20 protein-coding genes are annotated in these 17,395 nt (G+C 39.5%); 17 read left to right on the forward strand and 3 right to left on the reverse strand.

Annotated features, from left to right (window positions below):
* Positions 1 to 13: 13 nt before the first annotated feature.
* Positions 14 to 367 (reverse strand): Ig-like domain-containing protein, encoded by a 354-nt coding sequence (locus tag QSJ46_RS14625; RefSeq protein WP_047202505.1) that lies wholly within the window; start codon positions 365 to 367, stop codon positions 14 to 16.
* Between the two features lie 624 nt (positions 368 to 991).
* On the opposite strand from QSJ46_RS14625, the gene greA reads away from it, so the two are divergent.
* The 3 genes from greA to QSJ46_RS14640 all read left to right on the forward strand — a co-directional run bounded on the left by greA (position 992) and on the right by QSJ46_RS14640 (position 3,991).
* A complete protein-coding gene (gene greA / locus QSJ46_RS14630; protein WP_039180237.1) occupies positions 992 to 1,465 on the forward strand; it encodes a transcription elongation factor GreA in 474 nt (157 codons plus the stop codon).
* Between the two features lie 50 nt (positions 1,466 to 1,515).
* Entirely contained in the window at positions 1,516 to 3,258 is a 1,743-nt protein-coding gene (locus tag QSJ46_RS14635; protein WP_285604906.1) for a peptidoglycan D,D-transpeptidase FtsI family protein, read from the forward strand.
* Positions 3,259 to 3,325: 67 nt separating this feature from the next.
* Complete coding sequence (locus QSJ46_RS14640; protein ID WP_224929003.1) at positions 3,326 to 3,991, forward strand: YrrS family protein; 666 nt, start codon at positions 3,326 to 3,328, stop codon at positions 3,989 to 3,991.
* A 233-nt stretch (positions 3,992 to 4,224) separates the two neighbouring features.
* Here the strand turns inward: QSJ46_RS14640 and QSJ46_RS14645 are convergent, their stop codons facing one another.
* Complete coding sequence (locus QSJ46_RS14645) at positions 4,225 to 4,428, reverse strand: DUF2536 family protein (RefSeq protein WP_285604935.1); 204 nt, start codon at positions 4,426 to 4,428, stop codon at positions 4,225 to 4,227.
* A gap of 186 nt (positions 4,429 to 4,614) precedes the next feature.
* Between QSJ46_RS14645 and QSJ46_RS14650 the strand changes: the two genes are divergently transcribed.
* From QSJ46_RS14650 to QSJ46_RS14680, 7 genes are all read left to right on the forward strand, one after another.
* Positions 4,615 to 5,256 carry a class I SAM-dependent DNA methyltransferase gene (locus QSJ46_RS14650; RefSeq protein ID WP_212040057.1) on the forward strand — a complete coding sequence of 214 codons (642 nt, stop codon included), beginning with the start codon at positions 4,615 to 4,617 and terminating at the stop codon, positions 5,254 to 5,256.
* A gap of 14 nt (positions 5,257 to 5,270) precedes the next feature.
* Positions 5,271 to 5,966 carry a 5'-methylthioadenosine/S-adenosylhomocysteine nucleosidase gene (gene mtnN / locus QSJ46_RS14655; RefSeq protein ID WP_024423101.1) on the forward strand — a complete coding sequence of 232 codons (696 nt, stop codon included), beginning with the start codon at positions 5,271 to 5,273 and terminating at the stop codon, positions 5,964 to 5,966.
* Positions 5,967 to 6,012: 46 nt separating this feature from the next.
* Positions 6,013 to 6,936: a PLP-dependent cysteine synthase family protein gene (locus QSJ46_RS14660; RefSeq protein WP_212044109.1), complete on the forward strand. Its 924-nt coding sequence runs from the start codon at positions 6,013 to 6,015 to the stop codon at positions 6,934 to 6,936.
* A gap of 1 nt (position 6,937) precedes the next feature.
* Entirely contained in the window at positions 6,938 to 8,086 is a 1,149-nt protein-coding gene (locus QSJ46_RS14665; RefSeq protein WP_039180222.1) for a bifunctional cystathionine gamma-lyase/homocysteine desulfhydrase, read from the forward strand.
* A gap of 72 nt (positions 8,087 to 8,158) precedes the next feature.
* Complete coding sequence (locus QSJ46_RS14670) at positions 8,159 to 8,389, forward strand: YrhC family protein (RefSeq protein WP_034279976.1); 231 nt, start codon at positions 8,159 to 8,161, stop codon at positions 8,387 to 8,389.
* A gap of 451 nt (positions 8,390 to 8,840) precedes the next feature.
* On the forward strand, positions 8,841 to 8,975 hold the full coding sequence (locus QSJ46_RS14675; protein ID WP_064497892.1) for a YrzI family small protein: 135 nt from the start codon (positions 8,841 to 8,843) through the stop codon (positions 8,973 to 8,975).
* Between the two features lie 160 nt (positions 8,976 to 9,135).
* Positions 9,136 to 9,297, forward strand: a complete 162-nt coding sequence (locus QSJ46_RS14680) for a hypothetical protein (RefSeq protein WP_155267112.1) — start codon at positions 9,136 to 9,138, stop codon at positions 9,295 to 9,297.
* A gap of 43 nt (positions 9,298 to 9,340) precedes the next feature.
* Here the strand turns inward: QSJ46_RS14680 and QSJ46_RS19645 are convergent, their stop codons facing one another.
* Positions 9,341 to 9,466 carry a YjcZ family sporulation protein gene (locus tag QSJ46_RS19645; protein ID WP_008342643.1) on the reverse strand — a complete coding sequence of 42 codons (126 nt, stop codon included), beginning with the start codon at positions 9,464 to 9,466 and terminating at the stop codon, positions 9,341 to 9,343.
* 268 nt (positions 9,467 to 9,734) lie between these two features.
* Between QSJ46_RS19645 and QSJ46_RS14690 the strand changes: the two genes are divergently transcribed.
* From QSJ46_RS14690 to QSJ46_RS14720, 7 genes are all read left to right on the forward strand, one after another.
* Positions 9,735 to 10,337 carry a class I SAM-dependent methyltransferase gene (locus tag QSJ46_RS14690; RefSeq protein WP_047201970.1) on the forward strand — a complete coding sequence of 201 codons (603 nt, stop codon included), beginning with the start codon at positions 9,735 to 9,737 and terminating at the stop codon, positions 10,335 to 10,337.
* Positions 10,338 to 10,750: 413 nt separating this feature from the next.
* The gene (gene fdhA / locus QSJ46_RS14695; protein WP_024423097.1) at positions 10,751 to 11,965 is read left to right on the forward strand and encodes a formaldehyde dehydrogenase, glutathione-independent; all 1,215 of its coding nucleotides are present in this window, start codon (positions 10,751 to 10,753) and stop codon (positions 11,963 to 11,965) included.
* Between the two features lie 85 nt (positions 11,966 to 12,050).
* Positions 12,051 to 12,824 carry a class I SAM-dependent methyltransferase gene (locus QSJ46_RS14700; RefSeq protein WP_285604907.1) on the forward strand — a complete coding sequence of 258 codons (774 nt, stop codon included), beginning with the start codon at positions 12,051 to 12,053 and terminating at the stop codon, positions 12,822 to 12,824.
* A 334-nt stretch (positions 12,825 to 13,158) separates the two neighbouring features.
* Complete coding sequence (locus QSJ46_RS14705; RefSeq protein WP_047201968.1) at positions 13,159 to 14,103, forward strand: ABC transporter ATP-binding protein; 945 nt, start codon at positions 13,159 to 13,161, stop codon at positions 14,101 to 14,103.
* Positions 14,104 to 14,122: 19 nt separating this feature from the next.
* Positions 14,123 to 15,286, forward strand: a complete 1,164-nt coding sequence (locus QSJ46_RS14710) for an ABC transporter permease (RefSeq protein ID WP_285604908.1) — start codon at positions 14,123 to 14,125, stop codon at positions 15,284 to 15,286.
* Positions 15,279 to 16,400, forward strand: coding sequence for an ABC transporter permease (locus QSJ46_RS14715; RefSeq protein WP_285604909.1), 1,122 nt, complete (start codon positions 15,279 to 15,281; stop codon positions 16,398 to 16,400). The genes QSJ46_RS14710 and QSJ46_RS14715 overlap by 8 nt, the downstream gene beginning before the upstream one ends.
* A 138-nt stretch (positions 16,401 to 16,538) precedes the next feature.
* Positions 16,539 to 17,288 carry an SDR family NAD(P)-dependent oxidoreductase gene (locus tag QSJ46_RS14720; protein ID WP_285604936.1) on the forward strand — a complete coding sequence of 250 codons (750 nt, stop codon included), beginning with the start codon at positions 16,539 to 16,541 and terminating at the stop codon, positions 17,286 to 17,288.
* The last annotated feature ends 107 nt before the right edge of the window (positions 17,289 to 17,395 follow it).

Below are 17,395 nucleotides of genomic sequence, written 5' to 3' on the forward strand. Positions count from 1 at the left end.
TTTCAGCATCATATTAATAAACAGTCACGGAAACTTGTCCTAAGACAGACGTTCCTTTAAAAAGAGTGATAGTGGCATGGCCAGTTGAATGAGCGGTTACTACTCCAAAAGAGCTAACAGTTGCAACTCTCTGGTTATCTGTCCAATAACGTGTTGCTGCAGCATTATAGACTGAGCACTCCTGACCAACTCTCATAGGTAAACTGTAATCTTGAATCGAAATCATATCCAATGTTTTCAATCCAGAAGTGCATATATTGTTATTGACTGTGAAATCCGCTGTTTCTTTGGCTGAAGCCATGCCCATTAGTGAAAAAGATAAGGTAGAGATGGATAGAACAGAAACAATTGTTTTCTTCATGTTCATTTAAAACACTCCCTAGCATGTATTTGGTCTTGCATTGATAGAATTCAACAAAAACCAAATATTTCCTTGTTAATATTTGTTAATAATATGTGAACATTTATGAAAGCAGCATTCTCGGAAAAAATTTTGAGGGTTTGATATGATAAAAAAACAATGAAGAAAAGTACAGATGGAGAAATCACTATCACATAGCGAAAGAATGAAGTTGAAAAAGTATATTAAAAAAACGACAAACAAATCATCACAAATTTTCAAACAATTCTTGATCAAAATGCAATTTTGTAATAATATAGCATAGACATATCGTACACTGACCATATTATGTATTGGAAGATGGAGAATGGGTAAGCTATTCTTCTACATATGATCGAAATGGCCGAACGAGGTACAGGAGCTTCCTGTGCCTTTCCACAGTTTGTGCGATTTTAGACCGCTGCGGAGTGGTCCTGTCTAATAAAAGGCATAATAGTTGCATCTAAAAGGGACGCCATGTAAGATGGACTTTTACGAATATGGGACAGAAGGAATGAGGGCCTGAACATGTCCTCATTCTTGTATATTTCAGTCGTCACTCACGTGCAGAAAGTTTGTATGATGAGGATTAATAGAAGGAGTGAATGATTCATGGCACAAGAGAAAGTATTTCCAATGACAGAAGAAGGAAAGCGTAAATTAGAAGAAGAGCTTGAACATTTGAAAACGGTTAAACGTAAAGAGGTTGTAGAGCGTATTAAAATCGCTAGAAGCTTTGGAGACCTCTCTGAAAACTCGGAATATGATTCTGCTAAAGAAGAGCAGGCGTTTGTAGAAGGCCGTATTACAACGCTTGATAATATGATTCGAAATGCCAAAATTATCGAAGATGAAGGAAATTCAAATGTTGTTTCACTTGGTAAAACGGTGACATTCGTTGAATTACCAGACGGCGAAGAAGAGTCTTACACCATTGTGGGAAGTGCAGAAGCTGATCCGTTTGAAGGCAAGATTTCAAACGATTCACCGATTGCAAAAAGCCTTTTAGGTAAACAAGTAGACGACAAAGTAACCGTTCAAACACCTGGCGGAGAAATGTTCGTCAAAATTGTAAAAATTTCATAATCACGTTTATCAGGTAAACACCTCGTCCACAATAGGGACGAGGTGTTTTTATGCGCAAAAAAAGAAGAATTCAATGGACAGGTGCGATTATTTTTATGCTATTTCTCGGTCTTCTGATGAGACTGGCAGAAATTCAGCTGTTCTTCACAGAATCTTTTTCAAAGCTTGATATCAATTTAATACAAGAAAGTGTCAAACAGCGAACAGAAGAAGTCGTCATTTCAGACGGGCGCGGTGAGTTTTTAGATCGAAACGGCCAAGCACTTCTTACAAAAGAACAGCCCGCGGTTATCTTATTTCCTTTCCTGCAATATGATCTTCCGCGCTTACAGCAAACCGCCTCTATTCTTGAGATAGAAGAGAATGAACTCAAAAAACAGTTAACAGAAACGAAAAAACCGCTCATTTTAAAAGATGACATCACGAAAAAAAAGCTGAAAGACATCAATGATATGAAATATTCAGGTGTGTACGGCGTATATATGAAAGAGAAGGACAAAAAAAGACTTGCCCTCCACACATTAGGTTTCACAAGCGAGAATCCAGAACTATTGAGAAAGCGGTATCCTGACAAAAAAGAATTTTCCATTCGTACTGAAATCGGCACATTTGGGCTGGAAAGCACCTTTGACGAATTTCTATTACCCGAGCAAGACACAAAATTGTTATATCATGTGGACGGAAGGGGAAACCCTTTGTTCGGTATGGACGTCAAATATACAGCAGAAGCTCATTCCTTTTATCCACTTCAGGTACAGACAACAATAGATGAAGACATGCAGGCTGAAATGGAAAAGGTGCTCAAAGAACAAGGCGTTGAAAAAGGCGGTGCCGTTCTGCTCGACATTGAAAAAAGCAGTGTACTGGCGATGGCGAGTACCCCAAATGTCACAAGCAAAAACCGGCATGAGGCAAGAAATTACATGCTGACAGCGATTGCACCAGGCTCTGTCTTTAAAACGGCTGTGCTTGCCGCAGCAATTGAAAAAAACCTTGACCAGCCACAAACCATGTATGACTGTCGAAAGAATTTATATGGAGAGCCTGAAGGAAAACAGGAAGTGCTGAATCTGACGGACAGTTTCTCGCAGAGCTGCAATTATACCTTTGCGACACTTGCTGAAAGACTCATTCAAAAAGATAATCAAATCATCGAAAAGACGGCTGCAAAACTTGGACTCTTAGATCGAGCTGGCTGGGAAGGGGATGTCTATCATAAGCAGCACTTCAGACAGTTTGATCGTGAAGAAACAGGCAGTGTGTGGGGAGATAAAAGAGACAAGCATGTCAAAAAAGCCATTGCACAAACCGCAATAGGACAAAAAAATGTCAAAACGACTCCTCTGCAAATCGCGAATATGATGGCTACGATCGCAAGAGGAGGAGAACGAAAAGAAGTGAAAATCGCAGAAAAAGTGCTGTATCAAAACGGAACAACGATGCTGACCTTTCAAAACAAACGGCCTGAAGGGGGCAGCATAGACCGCTATACAGCTCAAAAGCTGCAAAAATTCTTAAGACAGGTGGTGACCTCTGACAAGGGAACCGGAAGAAGGTTTCAAGATTTGCCATACGATGTAGCGGGGAAATCAGGTACTGCCCAAACCGGCGGTCAAGACAAAAAGGGGAATCCGCTTTATCATAAGTGGTTTGCTGGATACTTTCCGGTAGAAAAACCAAAATACGCCCTTGTCGTTGTTCACCTTGACGAGACAAGTGGCCGGGCTAAGACAAATGATGCGTTTTATGATATTGTAAAAAAGGTCAATGAAATTGAAAAGAAACAGACATAGAACATCCCTTCATGACATGTTAGAATAGAAACGACTTAGGGAACAGAGGCAAAGGAGTGCAGAGATTTTGAGTAGAAATTCTCGATTTGAACATCGTGATAAGCGCAGAAAGGCAAATATGGTGCTTAACATATTAATTGGTATCGTTGTGGTGCTTATTTTGGTTGTCGCATCGAGTTTGTTAATTTTTAATAAGCCGAAAGATACAGATGTAGCGAAAGAACCATCAAAAACGGCACCTGCAACAAGTGAAAATAAACAAAACTCAGAAGAAGATGTGAAAGATCCAAAGAAAGACACATCCGATGATTCAGATGCAAAAAAAGATGATTCATCTGATCAAGACGACGATTCGAAGAAGACAGATGATGAAGAAAAACCTAATAAAGATGCGTTAAAAGACGCCAAAGAAACAGACGGCGGCAAAACAAGTGACGTCGACAAAACATACGAAAACGATGACTGGGAGCCTGTAGGAACAGAGCAATCCGGTTCACATACAGCAACCTATGATTCTAAATCAAAAGACTGGAAAGAAATGATCAAAGCCATGTCCTATGCGACAGGAATTTCAGAAGATCAAATGACCGTTCTTTGGTTAGGAAATAACGGAGGTCCTCAAGATGCAAAAGGAACCATCCGTGATAAATCAACAGGTGAACGCTACCGCGTGGAAATTACGTGGGTAGATGAAAAAGGCTGGAAACCTGTGAAGGTTGAAAAATTAAGATGAACATGAAAAAAAGATAGCAGTTATGCTATCTCAGATTGTTGACAAAGGGCTAAAATGATGTTTATTTTAGCCCTTTGTCTTCTTTTCAGCGTGATAGAAAACCTTTGCAGTCTAGGAAGGACGAGTACCGGAGCGGAGCGAATTTGACATTCGTGAGCACCGGCACGCAGAACTGACAACGAATGCGAGGGTTTGTCTACACGCTGAGATAGTAGATATGCTATCTTTTTTGTTTAGACATTCGCTTTAAAATGAACAACTGCTGTATACAAAATCCACTCATCGATCACGGTCGTTTGATGACTGACGGAATGAACGGTCAGCAGAATCGCCTGATTATGTTCAATTTGTTTTTGGATCTTTTGTTCAAGTTCTTTTAAAGATGTTGCTTCAAAAAATTCAATTTTATCCTTTAAAAAATCCAGCTGAAAATCCATTTGATTCACCTCTCTATACTCTTCATTCATCTTAATCTCTCTCCCTCAGAAGGGCAAATGTTTTTCTACCTCTCCCAGTATTTTTTAGTAGGAAAGAAACAGAAGTTGTGGTAGGATAGGAACTGTTCGACGGAATAAAACATACTATACGCATAGGAATAAAAAGATAAAGTGGAGGGAAAGAAAATGGGACGTGAATTTCTTTCTTTATTTGATCATTGGGCTGACTCTTATGACGACACGGTGAGTGGTCATGACGAGCAGTATAAAGAAGTGTTTCGCCGGTATCCGGCTATTTTAAAAGAAATTACCCGCCGTTCAGGCCAATATGTTCTTGAGTTTGGAAGCGGTACGGGGAATCTAACAGCGCTCCTGCTTGCAGCTGATAAAAACGTGTTTGGTGTTGAACCATCAGATGCCATGAAGAAAGCAGCTCTTCAAAAAGGAATACCAAATATATTTCATGATGGGGATTTTTTATCATTTCCAGCGCCGCCTTTTGAGCCGGATACGATCGTCAGCTCATATGCATTCCACCATTTAACGGATGAAGAAAAAAAACAAGCCATTCACACCTATAGCAACATCCTTCACTCAGATGGTAAAATAGTCTTTGCTGATACAATGTTTCAAAATCAAGCAGCACATCAAGCTGAAATCGACAAAGCGAGAGCTGCAGGGTTCGATCAGCTTGCAGAGGATTTAGAAACGGAATATTATCCATCCATTGATGTGCTAAAGCAAATCTTTGAAGAAGAAGGTTTTAGCACATCCTTTCATCAAATGAATGATTTTGTTTGGATCGTAGAAGCAAAGAAAAGGGAATGAAAGGATGTTTTGTTTTGAAAATCGCAGTTATAGGTGCAATGGAAGAAGAAGTGACGATTTTAAGAGATCAACTAAAGAATGCTACACAAGAAAACATCGCTGGGTGTGAATTTACAACAGGTGTTTATGAAGATAAAGAAGTGATTTTATTAAAATCAGGGATTGGAAAAGTAAATGCAGCGGTCAGCACAACATTACTGCTTGACCGCTTTCAGCCAGATTATGTGATCAATACAGGATCTGCTGGCGGTTTCCATCACTCATTAAATGTAGGTGATATTGTCATCTCTACTGATGTGAGACATCATGATGTAGATGTGACCATCTTTGATTACGAATATGGACAAGTGCCGGGACTTCCAGCTGCTTTCATTGCAGATGAAAAGCTTGTAAAGCTGGCAGAGGAATCTGCTTTAGAGATCGATCATATTCAAGTGGCAAAAGGAACAATTGCAACAGGAGATTCATTTATGAATGATCCGGATCGTGTAGCGTTTGTAAGAGAGAAGTTTCCAGAGCTATATGCGGTGGAAATGGAAGCTGCGGCCGTTGCACAAGTATGCCAGCTCTTTGGTACGCCATTTGTTGTCGTTCGTGCGCTATCAGATATTGCAGGGAAAGAATCCAATATCTCCTTTGATCAATTCCTTGAGCAAGCAGCGATTCACTCAACCGACCTTGTCTTGCGTATGATAAAGCAAACACAATAAAAGAAGGGGTTTCCCCCTTCTTTTCCATGCAAAGGAAGGGAATTATATGGCTGTCATAAAGGATATTACCGAATTAATTGGCCGCACACCGCTTTTAAAGCTGTCAGGGATTGGCGTCCCAGAAGGCGTTGAGGTGTATGCAAAGCTTGAGATGATGAATCCAGGTGGAAGTATTAAAGATCGTTTAGGTGATATGCTCATCAGAGAAGCATTAGCATCTGGCAAACTGCGTCCAGGCGGCACCATTATTGAAGCAACTGCTGGAAACACAGGAATTGGGCTTGCCCTAAGTGCAAGAAAGCATCAATTGCAGACCATTTTTTGTGTACCAGAACATTTTAGTCAAGAAAAACAACAGGTGATGAAGGCGCTCGGTGCAGAGATTATTCATACGCCAAGAAATGAAGGCATGAAGGGTGCGATTGATCGAGCCCTTGAACTAGAGGCAAGCCTTGACAATGCCTATTGTGTTTTACAATTTAAAAACCAAGTAAATCCATTGACTTACTACAGAACGCTCGGTCCGGAATTATGGTCCGACTTAAAAGGGAATATCGATGTATTCGTCGCAGGAGCAGGATCTGGCGGGACTTTTCAAGGTTGTGCCGCCTATTTAAAAGAGCAGCATCCGTCGTTAAAAACGGTTGTTGTGGAGCCTGAAGGGTCAATTTTAAATGGTGGGGATCCGGGCCCGCATAGAACGGAAGGAATTGGTCTTGAATTTATCCCAGATTATATGGAGCAGGCTTTATTCGATGAAATTTACACTGTCAGTGATGATGATGCGTTTCGAATGGTGAAAGAAGCAGCTGAAAAAGAAGGTGTTCTCATCGGCAGCTCTTCTGGTGCCGCTTTATTTGCCGCTTTAGAGGAAGCAAAGAAAGCAGCACCTGGGACAGTCATTGTCACCATTTTTCCTGACAGCAGTGAGCGATATTTAAGTAAAGGAATTTATGAGGGAGGAAAATAGAATGAAACCAAAAACAATGATGATTCACAGCGGAACAACGGGTGATGAAAGAACAGGCGCCGTGTCTGTACCTATTTACCAAGTGAGCACGTATAAGCAACCGAAAGCAGGCGAACATACGGGGTATGAATACTCCAGAACAGCAAATCCAACAAGAACAGCCCTGGAAACAGTCATTCGTGATCTTGAAGGAGGAGCAAATGGCTACGCATTTGGTTCAGGGATGGCAGCCATTACGGCGGTGATGATGCTGTTTAACAGCGGGGATCATATTGTCCTGACAGATGACGTGTACGGCGGAACCTACCGCGTCATCACAAAGGTGCTAAACCGAATTGGCATTACTGCAACCTTTGTTGACACAAGTGATCCTGAAGCGGTGAAAAAAGCCATTTTACCTGAAACAAAAGCCGTTTACATTGAATCACCAACCAATCCTTTACTCAAAATGACGGATCTAAAAGCCATCGGCGAATTGACAAAGGAAGCCAACATCTTGATGATTGTCGATAATACATTTTTCACACCGTATTTCCAAAAGCCGATTGAATATGGCGCGGACATTGTTCTGCACAGTGCGACTAAATATTTAGGCGGTCATAGTGATGTCGTAGGCGGGCTTGTCGTCACAGCGACGAAAGAGCTTGGGGAAGAACTGCACTTTGTTCAAAACTCGACAGGCGGAATTCTTGGACCGCAGGATTCATGGCTTCTCATGAGAGGGATGAAAACACTTGGGCTAAGAATGGAAGCACATCAACAAAATGCACAGAAAATCGCTGAGTTTTTAAAGCAACATCCAGCTGTCACACGTGTTTATTATCCAGGTCTCGGTACTCATCCTGGCCATGAACTTGCGAAAACACAAGCATCTGGCTTCGGCGGAATGATCTCTTTTGATATTGGAAAAGAAGAACATGTTGATGTATTTTTGAGCCAGCTAAAGCTGTTTACGATCGCAGAAAGCCTTGGAGCAGTAGAAAGCTTAATTTCTGTCCCTGCCCGGATGACCCATGCGTCCATTCCAAAAGACCGCAGGGAGGAGCTTGGCATCACAGATGGTTTAATTCGTATTTCCGTTGGGATTGAAGATGTTGATGATTTACTACATGATATCAAGCAAGGACTTAGCGCGCTGGCGAATGGATAGATTTACATGCTCCTCGCTTTCTCTCACTATGTTAAGCTATGAATAGACATTGATAACTGGAAGGTGAAACAAGTGAAGAAAAAGTGGAGTGATTTAGTGACAGATTACAAGCAGTACGCTTTTATTTTGCTTGCTGTCAGCACCTTTTTATATATTGGTACGATCTTACCGAACCAGCACATCGAAGCATCTCCAAAAATGCTGATGATGGGAATAGATTGTGTTTTCTTATTAGCAGCTTTTGTTTGTGTTAAACGTGCGATTTTCTTTCAAAAGAAACTGCAAGAATTAGATGAAGATTAATTCGAAAGCCTCCTCATGTGCCTGAGGGGGCTTTTTTCATTGTATTGGACAATCGGACAAGAATAACTGTAGAAATTTAGTCAAAAACACAAAAATCATCTATATTACTAAAAACAGGTTTACAAAATGGTGCTTGCTGGATATACTTACAAAGTAATTAAAAAAACGTAAAGGAGGCTGAAGAATATGTTATTCGTATCTACTTGTGATCAATTCAACCAACAATTTCATCATGTCATCAGCCTGTGGAAGAGTTCGTGTTCTTCCTTTGCCTTATACGGTGCACGCTTTATAACTGTTTAAGTAGTAAACGAGGATTTCACACGTATCATCCATTGCAGGTTGGAAGACAATGTCTTTTGAGCTGTATTTTTGTGTGCCCGCAGGTCAACTGATAAAGAAGATCTGCGGGCTATTTCGCGTGCTGCGAACTGAAGGGAGGTGAGCGTATATGACAATCCATTTATTTTTTATTACATTGACGATCAAACGTAAATACAAGGATATTGAGACTGTTCTTTACGAACAAGAAGTCGAAACATTTTATGAAGAAATGAAACAGAAACAACTAAAGTATATGAACTAAAACAGGAAATGAAAAAAGTGAAAAGGAGGAGATTGACATGTTTATGATGCTTGCCATGCTTGATTGTTATACGAGGGAGAAGGACCAGGTTTAGACACGCTCCACATTGATCACCTGCACATATGATAACCGTAAAAGGAGATTGTGAGGTGATCAATAAATGTCGATGTCACCATATATGAGATTTCCGTCTGTTGGGCACGGATATGCATCTATTCCGCATTCCTTAAAGCACGGGTACGGCAATCCATACCGCATGCAAAGAGAGCAAGAGGAAATGCTCAGACGTTATATGTATCAGTACCGGACTTATTGGTATTAAAGAAAAGGAGCAGGAAACGTCATGGTTTCCTGCTCCTTTTACATTAGCAAATCCAGCTTGCACCAATGATGATCAACAAAATGAACAGTACAACAAGCAATGCGAATCCGCCTGCAAAACCGCCACCGTAGCCACCGCAGTAGCCTCCAGAATAACCGCCAAAGCCCATAATCTAGCACCACCTTTATCTTATCAAGATACATTTATAAATTATGCAGCTCATGCAGAAAACGAAATCAATCTGAGCACAAATAATGAAAACGCCTATTCAGGTCAAAAAAATTTTCACTTTCTGCGAAACATTTTCTGAAAAGGAGCGTCTTATAAAGGACAAATAAATTAGGACTAGGTCTTAATTTTTGTTAGGTGAGAGCCGATATGAAAAGTAAGAAAATTTGTAAATAGTTATATTTACTGGTGAAAAGCAGGTGTTAACATTGATTCAAAGCTGGATTGGAAAACAAATGAGGGAACCAAAAGGCTTGTTCTCAAAATGGGTTGCCCGCTATATGGAAAAAAATCATCATAATATCAATGAATGGACGCTTCAACTCTTAAATATACAAGAAAATGACCGAATTTTAGAAATTGGGACTGGAAGAGGCATCACCTTATCAAAGGTAGCAGAAAAACTTGACCGCGGAAAAGTATATGGAGTGGATGCCTCTCGTCATATGATTAAATATGCAAAAAGAAAACATAAGAAGCTTGCGGAACAGGACAAAGCCGTTATTACGCTTGGCAAGGCTGAGCAATTACCTTTTGAAGACAGATCATTCAATAAATTATTTACGGTGCAGACGATCTATTACTTGAAGGATATTGAGCAAGTTATGAAGGAAGTGTACCGAGTCCTTCAAGTGGATGGTGAAGTATTTTTATCTTTTCAAAAGCAGGAGCTGATAAAGGAACAAAAACGGTCAACATCTTTTTCATCGTACAGTGAACAAGAGATCAGCCGTCTGTTTTCAGCATATCACTTTAGAGAAGTCTCGGTTTATCACTATGATACATACATTTGTATCAAAGCTTTAAAATGATGAAAATATTTCCCAGGTAATGAACAAGCACTCAAAAAGAGGCTCTTCGTCAGAGGAGCCTCTTTGCCTGCAATCGAATGTAAAAATAAATAAAGGCTCTTCATCAGAAGAGCCTTTTGTATGTAAGGTAGGCGCCAGCCAGGTGTGTAAGGAATGATAGTATATATAAGGAATTTGTTTGTCGATTAAGGATACCTGTCTGGCTTATTTCTTATATCGACACCATTCTTCAAAAGTTTAGCTTTTTTTTCAATATTTTCTTTTTTATTTCACTGGAAGACACATTTTTCTTTCTCACGTAGACATGTATCTCCTTCTTTTTCACATAATGTGCGGTTTGAAGAAGGAAATTGCTTAAGAAATAGAGAAAATTGTAGAGACTTCATTTTTAAACAAAAGGGAGGAATGAAATCATGTCGGGAAACAAAGGTGTCGTTTATAAAGGAGCAGGAAAAGTAGCAGTTGAGGATATTGGATACCCTGATTTGGTCTTAAAAGATGGCCCGGGTGTACCTAAAGCCAATGTGGGGCGCAAATGTGAGCATGGCGTCATTTTAAAAGTAGTGACGACGAATATTTGCGGAAGTGATCAACACATGGTAAGAGGGCGTACGACTGCACCTGAAGGACTTGTCCTTGGTCATGAAATTACAGGTGAAGTCGTTGAAGTTGGGCGAGATGTGGAGTTTATTCAAAAAGGAGATCTCGTATCCGTTCCGTTTAATATTGCATGCGGACGCTGCGTCATGTGTAAGGAACAAAAAACCCATGTGTGCTTAAATGTAAACCCGGACCGTCCAGGCTCTGCCTATGGATATGTAGATATGGGCGGATGGGTTGGCGGTCAATCCGAGTATGTCATGGTTCCATATGCAGATTTTCAGCTGCTCAAATTTCCAGACAAAGATCAAGCGATGGAAAAAATCCTTGATCTGACAATGCTTTCTGATATTTTCCCGACAGGTTTTCATGGTGCTTATACGGCAGGAGTAAAGCCTGGTTCGACCGTATATATTGCAGGTGCTGGCCCAGTAGGTCTTGCAGCAGCCCATTCGGCTCAGCTTCTTGGCGCATCTGCTGTGATTGTTGGAGATTTGAATGAGCAAAGACTGGAGCAGGCAAGAAGCTTCGGCTGCGAGACGATCAATTTACGAAAACATGATCGAATCGGCGAACAAATTACGAATATTTTAGGGGAGCCAGAAGTCGATTGTGCTGTCGATTGTGTCGGCTTTGAAGCTTCGGGTCATGGAGATCAGGGAGAAGCACCAGCGACCGTTTTAAATACAATTATGGATATTACCAAAGTTGGCGGCAAGCTTGGAATTCCAGGGCTTTACGTCACAGAAGATCCAGGAGCAGTGGATGCCGATGCAAAAGTCGGTTCTCTGAAAGTGCGAATTGGACTTGGCTGGGCGAAAGCTCATACCTTTGTGACAGGTCAAACCCCTGTTATGCAATATCATCGCAGTTTAATGAAATCCATTTTAAGCGGAAGAGCACAGATCGCCAAAGCCGTCAATGCGACCGTCATTGACCTTGATCAAGCCCCTAAAGGATATAGTGACTTTGATTCGGGTGTGGCGAAGAAATTTGTCATTGACCCGCACGGGATGCTTTCTCGATAATTTTTAACATGAAAGGAGCCGCTCAATAAAATGGGACGGCTCTTTATTGTAGAAAATCCAATCTATTTCAAAGGGGAGGAATCAGATGAATGCAGATCAAGCCAAAAGAAGAGTTATAGAACAATTTGGGAGAAATGCAGAAAAGTATGTGACGAGTCAAACTCATGCAAAGGGAGCAGACCTAGATCTCATTGTTGAATGGACAGCTCCAGAAGAAAGCTGGGTCGTTCTCGATATAGCAACTGGTGGCGGGCATACCGCAAAAACACTGGCTCCATATGTGAAACAAGTGTTTGCGACGGATTTAACGAAAGACATGCTTTCTCATACATCACTTCATTTGAAAGCGTATCCACAAATTTTTTATGTAGTAGCGGATGCAGAAAGCCTTCCTTTTTTAGATGGCACATTTGATATGGTCACATGCCGAATTGCAGCACACCATTTCCCGCACCCTGAACAGTTTGCCAAAGAGGCATCTCGTGTATTAAAGTCAAATGGTCTGTTTTTCTTTATTGATAATGTTTCGCCAAATGATGAAGAGCTTGCACTATTTATCAATGAGCTAGAACGATTGAGAGACTCAAGTCATGTCTCCTGTCTATCGACAAAACAATGGGGGAAATTGTTTTTAGAAGAGGGATTAAAAGAAGTGAGATCAATGGAACGAAAAAAACGTTATCCTTTTCAGGAATGGGTCAAGCGAACAACGAAAACTTTAAAGGAAGAAGAGATCGTTACAAAATACTTGTTAGATGCTAACGAGAAGATAAAGCAATATTATAGATTGAAAAAGAGAGAGGATCAAATAGGATCAATAGAGGTAGATGACTGGATTGCTCTTTTCAGGAAAGGATAAAAATGTCGATTAAACTTTTCTGGACAAAGCAGACTCAAACATTTGTGAGGGGTGACAACCCCCTGTGCTTGTAATATGACTGAAATTTGTATTTATCTGTACAAAGAATTTATTAAAAAACTTACAAGAATACCTTGTGAGTTTTTTTGTATTTTCAAAATTTTAAAAAGCCTGTACTATTCTCCTGCATTCCGTAACATGTTAAAATGAACAGATTGGAAATATCCATCTTTAGTAGAATTTTTTTACTGTGAATTATGATTTTATTGGATGGTATTTATTATAAGGGATTTTATGTGAGAGAACGATATACAGATTAGAGGAGAGAGATAGGGTGCTAAAAGTACATGATATTAAGAAAAGTTATGAGGATCAACAGGTATTAAAAGGGGTAACCTTTCACTTAAAAAAAGGAGAATCATTTGGTCTATTGGGACCGAATGGTGCTGGGAAAACCACATTAATTGGCATCTTGACAGGGCTTATCCGTGCAACGAGTGGATCTGTAACGATTGGAGGTTTAGATTTAAATAAAGAAACAAAAAAGGGACAGCAAATGATTGGTATTGTCCCGCAAGAGATCGCTTTATATTTACATTTGACAGCAAAAGAAAATTTAATATTTTGGGGGAGAATGTACGGACTGAAAGGAAAGGAGTTAAAAAGCAGAGTACAAGAAACACTTAAGTTAATTGGTCTTGAAGATAGAGCAAATGACAAAGTGAAAGTATTCTCTGGAGGAATGAAAAGAAGAGTGAATATCGGATGCTCGATTTTGCATCAACCGAAACTATTAATCATGGATGAACCGACTGTAGGTATAGATCCACAATCAAGAAATCACATACTAGAAACAGTAAAAATGTTAAATAGTGAAGGGATGACAATTATATATACTAGTCATTACATGGAAGAAGTCGAATATTTATGCGAAAGAATGGCTATTTTGGACCACGGATCGATCATTGCAATGGGAGATCAACATGAATTAAGTGAGCTTGTCGGCAATCAAAGGGAAATTATTTTTACTATTAAACGTGAACATGGACAGAGCGAAATAGATCGAGTGTGTCAATACATAAATGATGAAGATCCGTTAAAGGAAATCGTGATTCACGGAAATCAAATTAAAATATTTGATCAACATCCTCAACAGCTATTAAGTCGTCTCATTCAAGGTGTGACTGCATTAAATGTTCAAATTATTTCAGCAGAAATCGTAGAACCAAACCTAGAAAATGTATTTTTATATTTAACTAGTAAAAAATTGAGGGATTAGGCTGTTTGGAGGTGAGCATATGAGCATTTGGGTTGTACTGAAAGATCTATTATTGTTTTTTAGGGATAAGAAAAGCTTTTTTACACTTTTTTTTATGCCTATCATATTAATTGCTATTTTAGGTGCAGCATTTGGAGATAACATGAAGAAAGATGAAATCAGGATCAATTCATTTCGAGTAGGAATAACAGATCAAGATAAGTCCGCTACAAGTAAAATGTTTCTTTCAACATTGTCTAAGAGTGAACTCAGTGACATATTTGATGTGAAGGTCACCTCGAAAAATCAACTAGAGAAAGATTTAAATAGTAGGGACATTACAATGGGTATAATCATCAAGCCGAATTTTGAAAAAAGCATATTGAATCACGATCATGTGCAATTGAATATTTTGAAAGGACCTAATTCAAACTTACAGGAAATGGTTCTGGAAAATGTGGTTTTGCAATTCTTTCAAAATTATCATATGAATCGTATTCTGGTGCCGTTGAATAAAGGTAAAGAAGTGGAGATCGTGTCTGATCAACTCAAAAAAGAACTAGTGAACGAGAGAAATATTCATATCAGCAGCCAGCCGATTACATCCTTCCAATACTACGCAGGCGGGATGGGTGTGCTTTTTTTATTAATGACTGTTGTTTTTCTAGTTGGAAGTATGATAGAGGAAAAAGAGGAAGATGTTTATAAAAGGCTGATTGTATCAAAATTAAGCAATACTAGTTACATCGTTGGGAAGTTATTGGGTATTGTTTTGATGAGTATAATTCAACTTGCGGTCATTATTTTATTTACTAGTTTTGTCTTTAAGGTGAACTGGGGAGAGCCTTTTACTGTTGTTATGATCGGATGTAGTTTTATATTAAATGCTGCAGGTTTCGGGGTGCTAATTAGTTCTTTTATCAATAGAGAAAAAACGTTTAACAGTGTGGGGATTTTAGGAACTCAAGTGTTAGCTGCTTTAGGTGGGAGTATGGTGCCCTTATACTTATTCCCACAATGGGTGATTGATATCAGCTATTTTTTACCTAATTCTCTTGCACTTCAAATGTTTTTGAAAAGTATGGCAGGTGCTGATTTTAATGAAATTCAAAGCGGATTATTACTTAGCTGTGGGATGGGACTAGCTTTCTTCATCATTGCTTTATTAAGAATGTCTTTTGAAAGGAAGCATCGTTATGCATAAGATATTAGCCATTATCACGTTAAAGCTAAAAGAAACATTAAAGTCCCCATTGACTCTCATTTTTTTATTTGTTATGCCAATGGTATTTAGTTTTATCTTTGGAAGTACCGCATCTGATACAAAGAAACCGACAGTTGCTTTTATTCTAGAGCCCGGCCAAGGTAAACTGGATCAAGAGATTTTTCATATTCTCGAAAAAAACACAAAATTTCTTTGGGTAAAGACGACTGAAAGCGATACAAAAGATTTAGTATCTAAAGAAAAGGTAGTTGCGTCTGTGAAAGTGGCAAACCAATTAAAGTCCCATCTAAAAGAAAATAAAGAGATTTTTGATGTGACAGTTTATAAGAAAACTGAGGAATATGCAGTCTTATCTCCCTATTTAAAAGAGACAGCAGCCATCATTTATCAAATCAATCAGGGTGTGAAAGAGCAGAAAAGTGTTTCTCTCACCAATGCATTGCACAAGTTAAATGGATCTGGCACCATTTCATTGGTTGAAGAAAATCAAGATGGTCAAGCAAGCCAGCAGCCAAATTTGATACCGCTTGGGTTTACAATTATGTTTATGATGTTTGCGATTTCAAGCTCTGTGTCATCTATACATTTGGAGTATAAAGATTATACATGGCAAAGGTTGCTTTCTAGTCCAATTCATAAAATATATGTGCTTCTGGGCTATTTTATGGCTTATTTCCTCCTTGGGTGGATACAACTGGGTGTTCTTTTGACCATCTTATCTGTGTTCTTTCAAATGTACTTAGGCAACTTGATTCATATTCTAGTGTTTGGATCATTTGTTATAGGGCTAGTCGTGAGTTTAGGTTTTATGATTGCCACTTTATCTCATACAAAAAAACAAGCTGAAGTATTTAGTGCAATTGTCATTGTAGGATCATGCATGCTAGGTGGTATTTATTGGCCTTTAGATATCGTTCCAGACATTATGAAGAAGATCTCTTTGGCTATACCGCAAACATGGATGATGTCTGGTTTTGGTGAGATCATGAGCGGTACTGTCAACCAATCAATCTTATTACTAGACATAACAGTTTTAGCTGCTTTTACAATTGTTTTTATGGTGATTGGTTTGAAGAATATCAGATCCTATTAATCACTTTTCTTCGTTCCATTTTAGTTTTAAAAAACCTTCTATGGCTTTCAATTGCGGTAGAGGGCTTTTTATTCATGCATACTCCTCAAAATGGTATGATAGACGACAACATCTCATGGAGAAAGGATTGGATGAATGATGAATTTTCAACATAAAACCGTCATCATCACAGGCGCAGCCAATGGAATTGGTGAAGCGGTCGCCTGCGGCTATGCAAAAGAAGGGGCGCGTGTGGTGCTTGCTGATATTGATGAAGAAAAGGGAAAGCGTTTGGAGGAGCAGCTGAGAAAAGAGTCCTATGAAGTTTATTTCTTCAAAACGGATGTGAAACAGGAGAAGGATATTCAGCGCTTAATGTCGTTTGCGGCGGAGCGCTGCAAAACGATTGATATTCTCATCAATAATGCAGGCGTCATGTGCACAGCATCGCCTTATGAGTTAACAGTCGATGAGTGGGATCATGTGCTGCATACAAACGTAAGAGGGACTTTCTTATGTGCTAGAGAAGCAGCGCGTTTTATGAAAGAGAATCCAAACGGCGGTTCCATTGTGAATATTTCTTCTACCCGTGCGACCATGTCAGAGCCTCATACAGAAGCATATGCTGCATCAAAAGGCGGGATTTCCGCGCTTACTCATGCCTTGGCGGTTTCTTTTAGTCAGGATCACATTACGGTGAATAGCATTTCCCCTGGGTGGATTGAAACGAAGGATGAGAAAAGTCTTCGAGAAATTGACCATCAGCAGCATCTTTCCAATCGAGTCGGCACGCCAAAGGATATTGTGAAAGCTTGTTTTTATTTAACAGATGAAGACAATCAATTTGTGACCGGCACAGATTTGGTTGTTGATGGCGGCATGACTAGAAAAATGATTTATGCGGATTAACATGAAAAAAACATTGACGCTTTGATCAAGCGGCAGTACAATATGTAACAATTCAGCTGAAGATCGTGATGAAAAAAAGACACAGCGCCAATAGAGAAGAGTACATC

This window comes from Bacillus sp. YKCMOAS1 (assembly GCF_030268125.1).
Lineage (GTDB): Bacteria > Bacillota > Bacilli > Bacillales > Bacillaceae > Bacillus > Bacillus safensis.

Coding starts and splice junctions, on each gene's coding strand:
- QSJ46_RS19645 (WP_008342643.1), bottom strand. CDS start 9,466: ATGGGCTTTGGCGGTTATTCTGGAGGCTACTGCGGTGGCTACGGTGGC.
- QSJ46_RS14720 (WP_285604936.1), top strand. CDS start 16,539: ATGAATTTTCAACATAAAACCGTCATCATCACAGGCGCAGCCAATGGA.
- QSJ46_RS14665 (WP_039180222.1), top strand. CDS start 6,938: ATGAAACCAAAAACAATGATGATTCACAGCGGAACAACGGGTGATGAA.
- QSJ46_RS14700 (WP_285604907.1), top strand. CDS start 12,051: ATGAATGCAGATCAAGCCAAAAGAAGAGTTATAGAACAATTTGGGAGA.
- QSJ46_RS14625 (WP_047202505.1), bottom strand. CDS start 367: ATGAACATGAAGAAAACAATTGTTTCTGTTCTATCCATCTCTACCTTA.
- QSJ46_RS14650 (WP_212040057.1), top strand. CDS start 4,615: ATGGGACGTGAATTTCTTTCTTTATTTGATCATTGGGCTGACTCTTAT.
- QSJ46_RS14675 (WP_064497892.1), top strand. CDS start 8,841: ATGACAATCCATTTATTTTTTATTACATTGACGATCAAACGTAAATAC.
- QSJ46_RS14635 (WP_285604906.1), top strand. CDS start 1,516: ATGCGCAAAAAAAGAAGAATTCAATGGACAGGTGCGATTATTTTTATG.
- QSJ46_RS14645 (WP_285604935.1), bottom strand. CDS start 4,428: ATGGATTTTCAGCTGGATTTTTTAAAGGATAAAATTGAATTTTTTGAA.
- greA (WP_039180237.1), top strand. CDS start 992: ATGGCACAAGAGAAAGTATTTCCAATGACAGAAGAAGGAAAGCGTAAA.
- QSJ46_RS14715 (WP_285604909.1), top strand. CDS start 15,279: ATGCATAAGATATTAGCCATTATCACGTTAAAGCTAAAAGAAACATTA.
- QSJ46_RS14660 (WP_212044109.1), top strand. CDS start 6,013: ATGGCTGTCATAAAGGATATTACCGAATTAATTGGCCGCACACCGCTT.
- fdhA (WP_024423097.1), top strand. CDS start 10,751: ATGTCGGGAAACAAAGGTGTCGTTTATAAAGGAGCAGGAAAAGTAGCA.
- QSJ46_RS14680 (WP_155267112.1), top strand. CDS start 9,136: ATGTCGATGTCACCATATATGAGATTTCCGTCTGTTGGGCACGGATAT.
- QSJ46_RS14710 (WP_285604908.1), top strand. CDS start 14,123: ATGAGCATTTGGGTTGTACTGAAAGATCTATTATTGTTTTTTAGGGAT.